This window comes from Chlorogloeopsis sp. ULAP02, from assembly GCF_038404745.2.
In the GTDB taxonomy this organism is placed as follows: domain Bacteria; phylum Cyanobacteriota; class Cyanobacteriia; order Cyanobacteriales; family Nostocaceae; genus Chlorogloeopsis.
Map to the genome: position 1 here is coordinate 57041 of NZ_JAYKTT020000071.1, position 15069 is coordinate 72109.

Annotated in this window: 9 protein-coding genes; 7 read left to right on the forward strand and 2 right to left on the reverse strand. The window is 42.1% G+C overall.

The genetic code is table 11. The features are described 5' to 3' along the window. Positions 1–65 precede the first annotated feature (65 nt). Positions 66–506, reverse strand: coding sequence for a hypothetical protein (locus tag U2718_RS25125; RefSeq protein WP_341995949.1), 441 nt, complete (start codon positions 504–506; stop codon positions 66–68). Between the two features lie 782 nt (positions 507–1288). On the opposite strand from U2718_RS25125, the gene U2718_RS25130 reads away from it, so the two are divergent. The 4 genes from U2718_RS25130 to U2718_RS25145 all read left to right on the forward strand — a co-directional run bounded on the left by U2718_RS25130 (position 1289) and on the right by U2718_RS25145 (position 7652). Beyond that, positions 1289–5467, forward strand: coding sequence for a PAS domain S-box protein (locus U2718_RS25130; protein WP_341995947.1), 4179 nt, complete (start codon positions 1289–1291; stop codon positions 5465–5467). A gap of 236 nt (positions 5468–5703) precedes the next feature. Further along, positions 5704–6597 carry an AraC family transcriptional regulator gene (locus U2718_RS25135; RefSeq protein ID WP_341995945.1) on the forward strand — a complete coding sequence of 298 codons (894 nt, stop codon included), beginning with the start codon at positions 5704–5706 and terminating at the stop codon, positions 6595–6597. Between the two features lie 268 nt (positions 6598–6865). Next, a complete protein-coding gene (locus U2718_RS25140) occupies positions 6866–7081 on the forward strand; it encodes a hypothetical protein (protein ID WP_341995943.1) in 216 nt (71 codons plus the stop codon). A 343-nt stretch (positions 7082–7424) separates the two neighbouring features. Beyond that, positions 7425–7652, forward strand: a complete 228-nt coding sequence (locus tag U2718_RS25145) for a hypothetical protein (RefSeq protein WP_411813362.1) — start codon at positions 7425–7427, stop codon at positions 7650–7652. A gap of 149 nt (positions 7653–7801) precedes the next feature. Here the strand turns inward: U2718_RS25145 and U2718_RS25150 are convergent, their stop codons facing one another. Then, positions 7802–9028, reverse strand: coding sequence for a DUF4336 domain-containing protein (locus U2718_RS25150; protein WP_341996296.1), 1227 nt, complete (start codon positions 9026–9028; stop codon positions 7802–7804). Positions 9029–9254: 226 nt separating this feature from the next. On the opposite strand from U2718_RS25150, the gene U2718_RS25155 reads away from it, so the two are divergent. The 3 genes from U2718_RS25155 to U2718_RS25165 all read left to right on the forward strand — a co-directional run bounded on the left by U2718_RS25155 (position 9255) and on the right by U2718_RS25165 (position 15066). Continuing rightward, positions 9255–9977 (forward strand): Uma2 family endonuclease, encoded by a 723-nt coding sequence (locus U2718_RS25155; protein WP_341995940.1) that lies wholly within the window; start codon positions 9255–9257, stop codon positions 9975–9977. A gap of 104 nt (positions 9978–10081) precedes the next feature. Continuing rightward, positions 10082–10825, forward strand: coding sequence for a Uma2 family endonuclease (locus tag U2718_RS25160; RefSeq protein ID WP_341995938.1), 744 nt, complete (start codon positions 10082–10084; stop codon positions 10823–10825). Positions 10826–11397: 572 nt separating this feature from the next. Further along, positions 11398–15066, forward strand: a complete 3669-nt coding sequence (locus tag U2718_RS25165; protein WP_341995936.1) for a GAF domain-containing protein — start codon at positions 11398–11400, stop codon at positions 15064–15066. The last annotated feature ends 3 nt before the right edge of the window (positions 15067–15069 follow it).

The window sequence follows — 15069 nt, forward strand, 5'->3', positions numbered from 1 at the left end:
GAAAAAGATGAGTAGAGGATATCAGGAGAAATATTTAATACTTCTCAAACATCCTCTAAAAAACTTCACTTTCTTTGGGCGCAACCTTCTAAAACTCTATCACCCAAGACTAAAGTTGCTGAGTAAGGATAATTATTATCAGACATCCCATCACTACAGCTATCAACTTTTTTAATCATAAGTATATTGTTGTCTTTGCCCTTCAATCTGTATACTCTGACTAAATCTGTAGGACGACCTGTTGCTGTTAATGGTGCAACATATGGAAATGTGAGCTTGCGAGTGTCTAGTGAAGAGTAAACAATTCCGCTTTTACTGACAGTCACACTCCAAAATGGTTCGGTTCCTCGACTAATAAATTCTTCAACATTAGTATTATTGCCAGCTATGGCAGCATTTATATTGAGAAATCCTAATTCTTGGTTAGTACTGATACGAGTAACAACTGCTAATAAAGTTGTACAAAGTCCCAAAGTTAAGATGCGGGATGCGAGAGCTTTCTTCATAAATATAGAACTACTTTAAATTCCAATTTTATGACGCCAAAGACCTCTTAATCGTTTCCACTAAAAATTTAAATTATCTCTAATAGTGTTAACTGCTCAGATGCTACGGCATAGGCTATACAGTTCTTATCCCCTTATTTACCCATGTTTTTTACATCTAAATTATTCATGAGCAACCTCTTTGCAATTATTTACAAGCTTCCTGAATACTTATGATTTATGGTAGATATGTAGACCTAATTGCTTGACAATAACTGTATGTATAGGACTCATATTTGATTTTTGAAAAACACGTAGTCACGCTAGTAGGGTGTGTTGTCGCGAAGCGTAACGCACCGTTTTCAAGGGTTGGGTGCGTGAGACTAAATTTATAACACAACGGCGTTTTGCAGGAAGAAAATCTACACCGCAAACTGTCTCCCCTAAAAAGACTTAATTTTTCAGTAATTAAACCGGATTCCTATATTTCTTATCCTGATGGCTAATCTTGCTTCAATAACAACAGTTAAGGCTTTCAACTATAAATATAGTAAACATTCAGCCTTTGCTGTTTACTGTCTCCAACCTATAGGGGGATAGGAATTTTCTTAGAGAATAGTTAAATAATAGACTGTAACAATCATTTAGTCATATCTTTAGTTTATGTGTAGTTCAGTGTTTAAACCGTAAACCTCAAATACACCTCACTGCTAAAACAGAGACAACCTTTGACTGAGGAAGGAAAAACTGTATCTGAGACTACTTAAACAACAGCAGCAAGGTTTGGTGGGGCAGATTTAACAATGACTTCTTTACATAACAATTGCAAGCAAGCAGAAGAAACATCACTAGATAGGGAAATCCCAATCAAACAATTAGCCGATATGAGTCCGGGATTGTTGTATCTGTATGATGTGATTGAGCAGCGAAATCTCTACATCAACGCGCGATCGCTCCAATTACTGGGCTACCCACCCGAAACCGTTTTGGCGATGGGAAGTGACTTCATGCTTCAAGTCATGCATCCAGACGATTTGGCTCAAATGCCTGCACATCTTGAACGGCTCAACACTTCTTGTGATGGCAGTTTTCATAACATTCAGTATCGAATGCAGCACGCCAATGGCGAATGGCACTGGTTTAGTAGTCGCGATGCTGTATTTAAGCGGACAGCAGACGGACAAGTTTGCCAGATTTTAGGCACAGCTGAAGATATCACTGAGCAGATACGAGCAGAAGCAACACTCCGCGAAAAGGAACAACATTTCAACATCGCCTTACAGACAGCTAAACTTGGTACCTGGCAATTAGACTTAGCAAGTGATACACTAACTTGCTCACAGCAGTGCAAGGTAAACTTTGGACTAGCACCTGATATTGATTTTTCTCATCAAACTCTATTTTCTGCACTACATCCGGATGATCGTGATCGCGTACAAGCAGCAATGCAACAGGCAATAGAAGAGCGAAGCGATTACGAGATTGAGTTACGTTGCTTTTGGGCAGATGGCAGCTTGCACTGGTTAATTGCACAGGGACGTTTGATTTATAGTTCTGATGGTACTCCTGTGCGTATGGTTGGTGTTACCTTGGATATTACAGAACGTAAGCAATATGAGCAATCTCTCCAGGCAGCCAACCAACGTATCTCCAACATTTTAGAAAGTATCACAGATGCATTTGTGGCATTTGATCGGCAATGGCACTACACCTACGTTAATCAAGAAGCGTCACGATTATTACAACGATCGCCTGAAGAATTACTTGGGAAACGTTGGCAAGATGTCTTTCCCGAAGCAGATCGTCTGAATCCGCAGATTTATCAACAACTGAATCGATCTGTAACTGCACAAGTCACAGTTAAATTTGAAAGTTTTTCCTTTGCTGCCAATCGTTGGCTGGAAATATCTGCTTTTCCTTTCCCAGATGGACTAGCGGTTTATTTTCGTGACATTAGCGATCGCAAACAACAGGAGCGACGCAAAGCAGCACGGTATGCAGTAACTTGTGTTTTAGCTGAGGCGACTACTTTGGTTGATGCTGTTCCAGCGATTTTACAGTCTTTGTGTGAAAGCCTCCAATGGCAACTAGGATCGATTTGGAGCATAGATAAACACCATAACGTTTTGCGCTACGTCAATAGCTGGCACGCTTCCACAAATAATCTACAAGAATTTATCGCGGTTAATCAACAAACAACTTTTGCACCTGGTATTGGACTTCCAGGTATGATTTGGGTAAACCGTCAACCCGCTTGGATTTCAAAAATTAATGAAGAGAAAAACTTTACAAGATCTGCATCAGCAAGCAAAAGTGGTTTGCAATCTGTATTTGGCTTTCCAATTTTGCTTGGCAGCGAGATTTTAGGCGTAATTGAATGCTTTAGCGATCGCGCCCAAGCACCCGATGAAGATTTACTACAAATGATGGCAGCGATCGGTAGTCAAATTGGACAATTCATGGAGCGCAAGCGTACAGAAGAAGCACTACAAGAAAGTCAAGCATTGTTCCAAAGTTTCATGAACAACTGCCCGATCGCTGCCTTTATTAAGGATGAGGCTGGGAAGTACATTTATGTAAATGCGTTTGTAGAACAATTATTACAACGTAGTCAGTCTGAATTGGTGGGCAAAACAGATTTTGAGTTGGTACCCGATCAAGCAACGCAGATGCGTGCTAATGATGCAGCAGTACTGACAAAAAATCAAGCAATCCAAGTATTAGAAACGCTTCAAATGCAGGATGGGGAACACTACTATATGTCCTTTAAATTCCCTTTCCAGAATGCTGCTGGGCGAAAATTTCTAGCAGGAATGTCTGTTGAAATTAGCGATCGCATTCGAGCAGAAGCAGCTTTGCGCAAGAGTGAGGAGAAATACCGCACAATTTTTGAGAATGCAGGTGTATCAATTTGGGAAGAAGATTTTTCTGAGGTGAAAGCAGCGCTAGAACAATTGAAAGCCCAAGGTATTAAAGATTTTCGCACCTTTTTTGCCGAACATCCTGAGTTTGTGCAAAAGGCTGTTGGCATGGTGAGGTTGGTAAATATTAACCATACAACAGTACGAATGTTTGGAGCGCAGGATAAAAACGAACTTTTAACTTCATTCAAGCAAATATTTCTGCCAGAAACCTTTGAGGTGTTTGTCGAAAAACTCCTTACCATTGTTGAAGGAAAAACTTCATTTGAATCAGAAACTATTGTCAAAACTCTACAGGGAGAATGCCTGAATGTAATTTTTACAGTTACATTCCCGCCTGCGACAGCAACATTCGATAGCGTACTGGCGAGCGTTATGAATATCACTGAGCGCAAGCGCTTAGAAGAAGCTTTACGCCAGAGTGAAGAATGTCTGCGACTAGCATTGAATGCTGCCAGAATGGTTGCTTGGACTTGGAATGCTAGCACTGATGTGATCGTTCGTTCCGCAACTGCCTGCGAAGTTTTAGGACTAACACCCGACACCCTCAACGGTACAGGAGCACAAGGATGGCAATTGGTTCACCCAGAAGATCTTGCCCATCACCAGGCAACAGTACAGGCGGCGATTAACTCTAAGGATAGCTATGTGTCTGAATTTCGCGTTATCCGTCCTGACAATGGTAAAGTGATCTGGGTGGAAGAGCGGGGAAAAATTACCTGCGATGAGATGGGGCGTCTTGTCAGCGTTGAGGGTGCAATATTTGACATCACTATTCGTAAACAAATTGAAAAACGAGAACGGGCAGCTCGTGAACAAGCTGAAGCTGCTAATAGAATCAAAGATGAGTTTTTGGCTGTACTTTCTCATGAGTTGCGTTCTCCCCTCAACCCAATTTTAGGTTGGACGCAACTTCTGCAAACTCGCCAGTTTGATCAGCAAGCAACCAGTCGCGCCCTAGAAGCGATTGAGCGCAATGCTAAATTGCAAACTCAACTTATTGAAGACTTACTTGATGTCTCGCGTATTCTGCGTGGCAAACTAGTCTTGAATGTTTGCCCAGTTGATTTAGTAGGGGTGATTGAAGCTGCTTTGGAAACCGTACACCTGGCAGCGGAGGCAAAAAACATCACGATAGAGAAGGTTTTTGCAACCGATATTAGACAAGTTTATGGTGATGCTAACCGTTTGCAACAAGTGGTGTGGAATTTGCTCTCTAACGCCATCAAATTCACACCCCCAGGTGGGCGAGTGGAAGTAAGATTGTCAAAGGAATTGGGGACTGGGGAAGAAGCAGAGGGGCAAGAACGTCAAGCACGATTCTCCGTGTCCCCGCGTCCCCGCGTCCCCGCATCCTCTTCTTCTCAATCCCCAATCACTAACTATGCCCAAATTCAAGTCACAGATACAGGTAAAGGCATTTGTCAAAAATTTTTGCCTCATGTATTTGAATATTTTCGTCAAGAAGATGGGACTATCACCCGACAATTTGGCGGACTAGGGCTTGGACTTGCGATCGCTCGTCACCTCACTGAACTGCATGGTGGCACAATTGAGGCAAAAAGCCCTGGTGAGGGATTAGGAGCAACCTTCACAATTAGATTACCTTTAGTAGCAAATAACACAGAGGTAACTCACAACTGTACACAACCTGATCAAAACTGCGATCTGAGCAATTTGCAGATTTTAGTCATAGATGATGAAGCTGATATGCGAGAGTTACTGGTGATGATTTTAGAATTGTATGGAGCGAAGGTAACAGTCGCAGCATCAGCAGCACAAGCATTGTCTACCTTAGAGCAATATCAACCAGATGTATTAATTAGCGATATTGGTATGCCAGATATGGATGGCTACACGCTAATGCGGCAAATCAAACATCGCTCAACAGAACAAGGTAGACAGATTCCAGCTATTGCCCTAACTGCCTACGCTGGAGAATACAATCGACGTCAAGCACTTGCTGTTGGATTTGACTTACATATTTCCAAGCCTGTAGAGCCACAAAAACTAGTTAGTGCGATCGCTCAAGTTATGAATAAGACTCATAGTGCATCTTAAATTTGCAGGATTTGAGCAAGTATAACTACATATTACCATCAACCAAGCGAAATTTAATAGAGATCTGGTGTAGAGGTATAAAAGCCGAGGCTATTATTCACCAATTTAATTAGAGGAATTAAAGATTAGTCATAAGCACTTAATCAGTCATGGGATTGCCTAAGGCTTTACTTAACCTGCCTAATCCAGAAATTCCAAAACATGACTGAATATATGCGATTGCTGTGAGGTGAACTATGTCAGGCGATGATCTGCCGGAGATTGGTACAAACTGCGAAAATTTTTTTTCACAAGTTTTCTGTGAAACACCCATACTTTCTAGCGGTAGAAACATATGGAGCGGAATCAGTTTAGAGCAGCGCTACCTACCACCAGGGGAGACTCCTGAATATTCTCTCAACCAATTTGTCATTACTATTAATCTTGGGCAGAGTTTTCAGGTAGAGCGAACCCTAGATAGACATCTGCAAGCAGGATTAATGTTTACAGGTGCAGTGGCACTTTGTCCAATGCATATTCCCCAAACAATCCGTTGGGATAGGAATGCCAATGTTCTTTTTCTCTATCTGGATTATGCATTACTCAGTCGTAATGCTGTAGAGTTACTTGATACAGATAAATTTGAGATTTTACCGCATCTGATCGCTCAAGATCTGCTGGTTCATCAAATTGGGCTAGGATTGAAAGCACAACTTAAAACCAATGGTTTAGATAGCCGTCTCTACGCCGAATCAGCCGCAACATTTTTAGCTGTTCATCTCCTGCAAAACTATTCAACTCGAAAATCTTTGCTTTGGGAGTATGCAGGAGGTTTACCGCAACAGCAGCTAAAACAAGCAGTTGATTATATTCAAGATCACCTAACACAAAAAATCTCTCTAGATGCGATCGCTAATTATCTCGGTATCAGTCGCTATCACTTTTGCCGATTATTCAAGCAATCTACGGGACTTAGTCCCCACCAGTATGTGATTCAACAGCGCATAGAACGGGCGAAGCAACTATTACTGCAAGGTGAGATGAGTATTGCGTATGTTGCTCAAGCCTGTGGCTTTTCCCATCAAAGCCATCTTAATCGCCACTTCAAACGATTAACCGGAGTGACACCCAAAAATTTGCTCAAATCATAGCAAAATTATGCAAAAGCAGCACAAACGTGCAAGACATTTAGCTGACGACTTGCAAAAATTAAGTTGTTTAAGTAAATTCTTGCCATCAATATTTCTACTTTTCCTAACTCAAAAAGTCTCACATAATTACTATCTTAGCGTTACAAAATCACCTATCTTTTTCTTTGTATGCTACCCTTACGGGAAGCTGATACGCGTCTAATATGTACTTTTTGGTTAGTTAAAAAGTTTTTTCAAAAACATAATTGTCATAGGAGTTAATTAACACATGGCCAGTGTCAAAGCTTGTAATTTATCTTTTGATTCTGAAAATTTGTTTACAGAACTTTCAGAGGATGAACAAGAAATAATTTCTGGAGGCAGCATTCCCCAAGGAATACCCTGTACAGATGATTTACCACCAGGGCATTGGGGTGCTCCATGTATTGGACGTGGTGGTGTTTCAGATATCAAAGTGTTTGTGTGGGAGCAGAAAATTGCTTAAATACTTACATAAACCATACCATCTTACTCAAAAGTAAAATTAGAAACTGTATCAATCCCCTTGAGTTATTGATACAGTTCAAAAACAACATAACAAACCAAAAATCTTTACAAATTTTTGAGGATAAAAAATCTTAAAAAATGAAGAAAAATCACCTAATATTATGCTTAAATGTCAGTATTTACTAATTATTATTTTATTTTGAATATCGGCTGAGAAAAATTAATATAAATCTATCCATAAATCAGCGAAGTTTATACTAAAATCAGCCCCTTGAAAATTAATGAATATTTCGTAAGTCTATTTGGTTAATATAGAATCAATTATCAAAAGGAGTTGAAATATGTTCTATAAAAATTTATTTAAAAATTCATCACAATCTAATTTAAATATTGAAATCGATGTTGAAACAACACAATTTTTTTGGCAAGAGCTAAATGAGCAGCAAACTGAAAGTATTCGTGGAGGTTTCAATAAAGGTGATTTTTTAGACAAAGCAGTTGAAAAAGTATTGACTATACAACCAGAAGCAGAAGGTAAAATTCGAGGAACTTTGATATTAACCTTATAAATTCTCATACACTTAGCTTTTGTAGAATTAACGGAGCCAGAACATAAAATTGGCAGCATAATTTTCCTGATGATTTTACTGCCGTCCCCAAGAATTACATAGCTTTTTATGCTATTCTTCACCAAGTCTTTTTGTTAATATTGAGTCGCTTACACCTTGTCTTTCGGTGGCGGTACAATCCCAAATTTATTTAAACCTGCGTCGATTTCTCTAAGTATTTTAAAATCCTGCTCTGGTAATGAATAATTGCCACTTCCTAACAAACCTGCATCCTTTGTAAGGTACTTTTCCAGAAAAGAGAATGCTTGTCGAAATTGATGCGCTTCTGCTTTGATGGGTGAGTTAAAGTGAGAGGGAATAATCCACTGAAAATCCCAACTTGCCACCTGATTTGCCCATTCAATAGTTTCCTTTGGCGCTCGATTTAGAATTAGAGTCTGTAAAATTGGGGCTACAATCAGACGACCATCTCCTCGCAACAGATCAAATGAGCGTTTCCAGTCGTCCTTCCACTTAAAAGGAAACAAACCAAAATAAGCTTTTTTTGAACGTTCTGGTGCTTTTAAGGCATTGCGAAATACCTCACCCCAACCAAGAACCTCCAGCACACTTGGTTGAAAGTACATAGCAAACAGCGAGATGCGTTGCCAGCCTTTACAGCGGTTTGCTTGATTGTCTGCAACAACATCAGATGCATTATCCTTAGCATGGAATAGCAACGGATATGGATCTAATTGGACGATCGCAGGTGGTTCTTCCGGTATAGAAACGACTGAATCTGTAATCAATAGTGTGTGCGATCGCTTATGGAAGAATGCAACTTCTGTAAATTTACCTAGCCCAAGCTCAATAGAACCCAAAATCGCATAGTCAAACTCGTCGGCGAAGGGTGTTGTAGTGCTGTCTTTTGGTAGCTGCTGAGTGCGCCGAGAGGGCAAGCCAAGCCAACTGAGGGGCAGATTTAGGGGAAAACTCCACTGATTGGGAGCTACAAATACCAGTGATTTTGGAAAGCATCTAGAAAAAGGGCCAACGAAAACCTTATGTTCTATACCAGAAGTAGTTGGTAGAATAATATATTTGACATCTCCGTGTTCTGCCACTAATTCTTGCATAAGTCGAATACACTCGGTGGTTGGTGCAACAGGTGCATAAACCAAAAGACCTCCCTGAGCCAACTTCACCACCGTCATCCGAATAGGTACAACAACATAGAAAATGCCTTGCATCTGGTCGAAAGTCCAGATGGTATCCTGAACCACTTCTTTGCGGATTGTTCGCCGTTGACCGTATGGATAAAGTGGTACAACTGGCCAAAACGGCCATGAAAATTCCTCTGAATAAATCTCTGATGCTTTCGCTTCCTGTGCATTTATCGTGGTTTTAGGCACTCCACGACCCCCTTAAAAATTTATAATCCTAAAACTGTCTGATTTACTCATCAAAGCTGGGAGTTTAGACAATTTTGAGGTAATCATCTATTTTTTTTATAACTTACTTTAATGCTTGTACCTCACTTTAACAAATTCAGTGCGATCGCCTCCCTTATCTTCAGATTGCTAAACTAAAATACAACCCTCACTCCCAAGCAAAGGTAGCCTTATGACCTCTGCAACCAATCCAACCACCGATCTTACTCCTTTCCCTGACCATACACAGTTACCAGAGTCTGACGGCACTTTTGTGAAAAATTTCCAGGAACATCCACAAAGCATTCTACTAACCGACTCTATTAAACCCATATTGCAAAAACGTCATCCTGATGGGCAATACTGTATTGGTCAAGATTGCGGTATCTATTGGCGCATAACCGATCCTCCAGAGAAAGGTGCAGAAGCTCCCGACTGGTTCTATGTACCAAATGTACCACCATTGCTCAATGGGCAAACACGGAGGTCTTATGTATTGTGGCAAGAATTTATTGCCCCGATGATTGTCTTAGAATTTGTCTCTGGAGATGGAAGCGAAGAACGAGATCAAACCCCTTGGAAGGGGAAATTTTGGATTTATGAACAAGTGATTCACCCGGCTTTTTACGGCATTTATGAAGTAAATAAAGCCAGTGTGGAAGTTTATCACCAAATTGAGGGACAGTATCAGCAATTAGCAGTAAATGAGCGCGGACATTATCCCATCCATCCTTTAGGTGTTGAATTAGGTATATGGCAGGGGGAATATCAGAATATGGAATTACCCTGGTTGCGCTGGTGGGATTTGCAAGGCAATTTGTTGTTGACTGGCGAGGAAAGAGCTGAAAAAGAACGTCAAAGAGCCGATCGCCTAGCTGCCCAATTGCGATCGCTTGGGATTGAACCAGAAGCTTAATGTTTTCTGACTTTGGTTCAAAGGTGCGCACATAGCGATCGCCTCCCTTACCTTCAGATTGCTAAACTAAAATACAACCCTCACTCCCAAGCAAAGGTAGCCTTATGACCTCTGCAACCAATTCAACCACCGATCTCACTCCTTTCCCTGATCATACACAGCTACCAGATTCCAATGGCACCTTTGTGAAGAACTGGCAAGAACACCCGCAAAGTATTTTACTGACTGACTCAATTACACCTATACTCCAGCAATTACATCCCGGTGGTCAATATTGTATTGGACAAGACTTGGGCATTTATTGGCGCTTGAGCGATCCTCCAGAGAAAGGTGCAGAAGCACCAGATTGGTTTTATGTCCCAAATGTACCACCCTTGCTTGATGGACAAACACGAAGGTCTTATGTTTTGTGGCGAGAGTATATTGCTCCGATGATTGTCTTAGAATTTGTCTCTGGAGATGGAAGCGAGGAACGAGATCAAACTCCTTGGACAGGTAAATTTTGGATTTATGAGCAAGTAATTCGTCCTGCATTCTACGGCATTTATGAAGCGAAGAAAGCGAATATAGAATTTTATGAATTTGTTGGTGGGCAATATCAGCTATTAGCAGCAAATGAGCGAGGACATTATCCCATACCTCCTTTAGGAGTTGAGTTAGGTATTTGGCAAGGACAATTTCAGAACGTGGAATTACCCTGGCTGCGCTGGTGGGATTTTCAAGGTAATTTGTTGTTGACTGGCAATGAAAGGGCAGAACAAGAACGCCAAAGAGCAGAACAAGAACGTCAAAGAGCCGATCGCCTAGCTGCCCAATTGCGATCACTTGGGATTGAACCAGAAGCTTAATATTTTTGTGTATTTTCCAACTTTACTGAAACTAACTTAAAATCTCAAATAGAAGTAGCTAAAAAATAACCTTAAAAGAAGGCTCAAATCTGAGTTAGAAATTTAGATCCTACTATTTTAGAAAAGCTAGAAAATCTTACCAAACAGCTTGGTAAGTCTTTACAACAGATGAAGCACTAGAAGTATTAGTGCAATCAACACCAGACATTAACTCAGTGATATCGTGTCAGTTTAAAGACTTATCAATGAGGCTGACGTGGAGAAACACAGACGCGGGGACGCGGAGAAATGCTGATAAGTGATTAACCGAAGTTGGTACGACATCGCAATGCCAGAGACTGAGAGCAAGGTAGACAAATTCCGGTATTAGCCAAGCTCCTCTTCAAGAGGCTCGCCTTGAGTGCTTATACAGAAGAAATAAATCAGCAACAAGCAACCTCTGGAGGCTTCGGAAATCACTCCATTTAGCATTGCTTTTCACCTCACCTGGTTAGGCGTCCTTAAGTCCAATAATGATAATATAATTCCCGTTGCATTTCCAGCCCTCTACTCGCTCCTACTCCTCAAAGTTCATGACTGAAATTTTCCCTAAAGCCATTGCAACAACTGCCCCTGTACCTGCAAATGAGGTAGAACGCTTAGAGGCACTGCGGCGATACAACATTCTCGATACACCACCAGAAGCTGCTTTTGATCGCATCACCTCCTTAGCAGCACGTTTATTGAATGTGCCGATCGCGCTGGTTTCGCTAATTGATGAATCGAGAGGCTGGTTTAAATCTGCCCATGGCTTTGAGATACGGGAAGTGCAACGAGATGCGACTATTTGTAGCTTTGCGCTCTTATCTGATGAAGTTTTAGTTATTCCCGACACCAGGCTAGACAATCGCCTTATCTGTAATCCATTTGTACAAAATGAACCAGGGCTGCGGTTCTATGCTGGTGCGCCATTGCTAACCCAAGATGGCTTCAACTTAGGTACTCTTTGTTTGTTAGATACTAAACCGCGTGATGGCTTAAGCGATGAGCAAAAGGCTGTTCTGGCAGATCTTGCCGCAATGGTGATGGATGAACTAGAACTACGGCTGGCAGCCCGTAAAATTGCTCAAATCGATGTAGCGTTGTTAGAGGTGACTCAAGGCGTTTCTGTTGCCACGGGTGAAGCTTTTTTCTTTGCTTTGGTGCAACATTTGAGCAAAGTGTTGGGAGTAGATTATACCTATATTGGTTTAGTAGATGGAGATAACCAGGAAGCAATCCAGACGATCGCCACTTGCGCGAAGGGTCAAATCATCGACAACTTTGCATACCTGCTGCATGATACCCCCTGCCAGGAAGTCCTTCAGACACGAAAATTGTGCTGCTATCCCCATCGAGTCCAAGCTTTGTTTCCCAACGCACCACTGTTAGAACCTCTAAATGTGGAAAGTTATGTCGCGGTTCCGTTTTTTGACTCCACGGGTGTACCCCTTGGCTTACTGGGCGTGATGGATAGCAATGCTTTGACGAATGTTCAGCTTACAGAATCTCTATTGACTATCTTTGCCCTCCGCATCGCCACCGAACTAGAGCGACAGCAAACAGAGGAAGTACGGCAACAAGTCCAGTATGAGTTGGAGCGTTTAGTTGAACAACGAACAGCTGAATTATCCCAAGCAAACGAATTACTTCAGTCGGAAATTGGCGAGCGCCAGCAAGCTCAAGCAGCCCTGCAAAAAGAACAAGAGTTACTCAGAGTGCTGCTTGATAATGTTCAAGCAGGAATTGTAGCCTGTAACGCCGAGGGGATTTTGACTCTATTTAATCGAGCCGCACGAGAATTTCATGGCTTGCCGGAGCAACCACTGCCACCTGAAGAATGGGCAGAACACTATGATCTATATTTGCCTGATGGTAAAACGCGGATGTCCAAAAACGAGATCCCACTATTTCGAGCGCTACAAGAACAGACAATCGAGAATGTCGAAATGGTAATTGCACCCAAATATGGAACCGCAAAGACTTTACTTGCTAGTGGACAGACGATCGCCGATAGTCAGGGCAAAAAACAGGGGGCAGTTGTCGTAATGCACGACATCACTGAACGTAAACAAGCCGAAGCAGAGCTACTGATTTCCGATGCTGCTTTGCAACAGATGCCTGATGCCATTTTGTTAACCGATTTGGAGGGTAAGATTCAACGCTGGTTAGGCAATGCCGAGCAAATTTTTAACTACACAGCAAAAGAGGCGATCGGCAAACCCGTAAACTTTCTCCATCACCCAAATATCAAACCGAGGATGATGGCTCAAATGATTCGCTCCATTCAAGAAACAGGAGCCTTTTGTGGTGAAGTTCTCTGTCTACGAAAAGATGGCTCCGCAGTGCCAATTGAAACAACAGCTAAAACTGTGTACGACAAAGCCGGAAATCCAATCTTTTTCATTAGTATCAACAAAGACATTACCGAGCGCAAACGCTCGGAAGCGGAACGCGCCCAATTGATGCGGCAGCAAGTTCAAGAGCAAACTGCGCGTCTAGAAGCAGAATCCGAGCAGTGGCGATCGGCATTTCTTGCAGAAGTTAGCACAGCATTGGCATCCTCCTTGGATTATGAATGTACTTTGGCAAGTGTTGCAAATTTGGTGGTGCCGTTCTTTGCAGATTGGTGTGCGATCGACCTACTGCAAGACAATCAATTTATTCATCGGGTTGCAGTGGCTCACCACGCTCCAAACAAAGTGGAATTGGGTTGGGAAATTCATCGCCGATATCCTAGACAAATCAACGCCACGGAGGGAGTACCCAAAGTGCTGCGAACTGGGAAAACCGAAATGGCAACTGAAATACCAGATGCTACATTGGTGATGATGGCTCAAGACGCTGAACATCTGCGAATTTTGCGTGAACTGGGCTTAAAGTCTGGCATTATCTCACCGTTGCTTGCCCGTGGGCAGATTTTGGGAGCAATTTCCTTTGTCACTGCCCAATCCGATCGCCGTTACAGTCAAGCAGATCTAGCCTTGGCAGAAGACATTGCCCATCGAGCCGCGATCGCCATTGATAATGCTCGCCTCTACGAAGCTGAACGAACAGCAAGAAATACAGCAGAAGCTGCCAACCGAGTCAAAGATGAGTTCTTGGCGGTATTGTCTCATGAGTTGCGAACGCCGCTCAATCCGATCTTGGGTTGGTCTAAATTGCTTCGTGCTGGAAAATTAGATGCTGCCAAAATAGATTATGCCTTAGAAACAATTGAGCGTAACGCTAAACTCCAAACCCAACTCATAGAGGATCTTTTGGATGTCTCACGCATTTTGCAAGGTAAGCTTAGTTTCAACAAGGCTCCTGTGGATTTGGCTCCGACAATTGAAGCAGCTATTGAAACTGTGCAGTTAGCAGCCCAAGCTAAATCAATTCAAATTGAGACTGTGTTTGAGCCAAATGCTGGGCAAGTTTTGGGTGATTCTGCTCGCCTACAGCAAGTAATTTGGAATCTACTTACAAATGCCGTTAAATTTACTCCATCGGGCGGACGGGTTGAAATTAGACTGAGGTGTATTGATTCACAGGCTGAAATTAAAGTCAGCGACACGGGTCAAGGTATTGATTGTGACTTTTTGCCGTACGTATTTGAGTACTTTCGACAAGCAGATGCGACAATAACGAGGAAATTTGGCGGGCTAGGATTGGGATTGGCAATCGTCCGTCACTTAGTAGAACTGCATGGAGGAACTGTGTATGCAGAAAGTCCTGGTGAGGCTTTAGGTGCAACGTTTACGGTCAGATTACCGTTAATAACCGTTGTTGGGAAAACAACTCAGGACAACCTATTTCCTGTTAGCACCTTTGATTTTAGTCAACTACAAATTCTCATAGTTGATGATGAAGCTGATATGCGAGACTTAGTACTCACCATTTTGGAACAATATGGAGCGCAGGTGAGGGTTGCAGCATCGGCTACTCAAGCATTGGCACTGTTAGATATTTCCCAACTAGACTTGTTAATTAGCGATATTGGGATGCCTGATATCGATGGTTATATGCTAATGCGACAAATCAGGAATAGACCGCCCGAAAAAGGAGGAGCAATTCCAGCAATTGCCCTAACTGCCTATGCCACAGAGTACGATCAGCAAAAAGCCCTGGAAACAGGATTTCAAAAGCATCTGTCCAAACCCGTTGATCCTGAAGAATTAGTCCAAGTGATCGCGACATTGGTTGTCAGTATTGATGGACACAGCAAACGCGGTAATATTTAATAC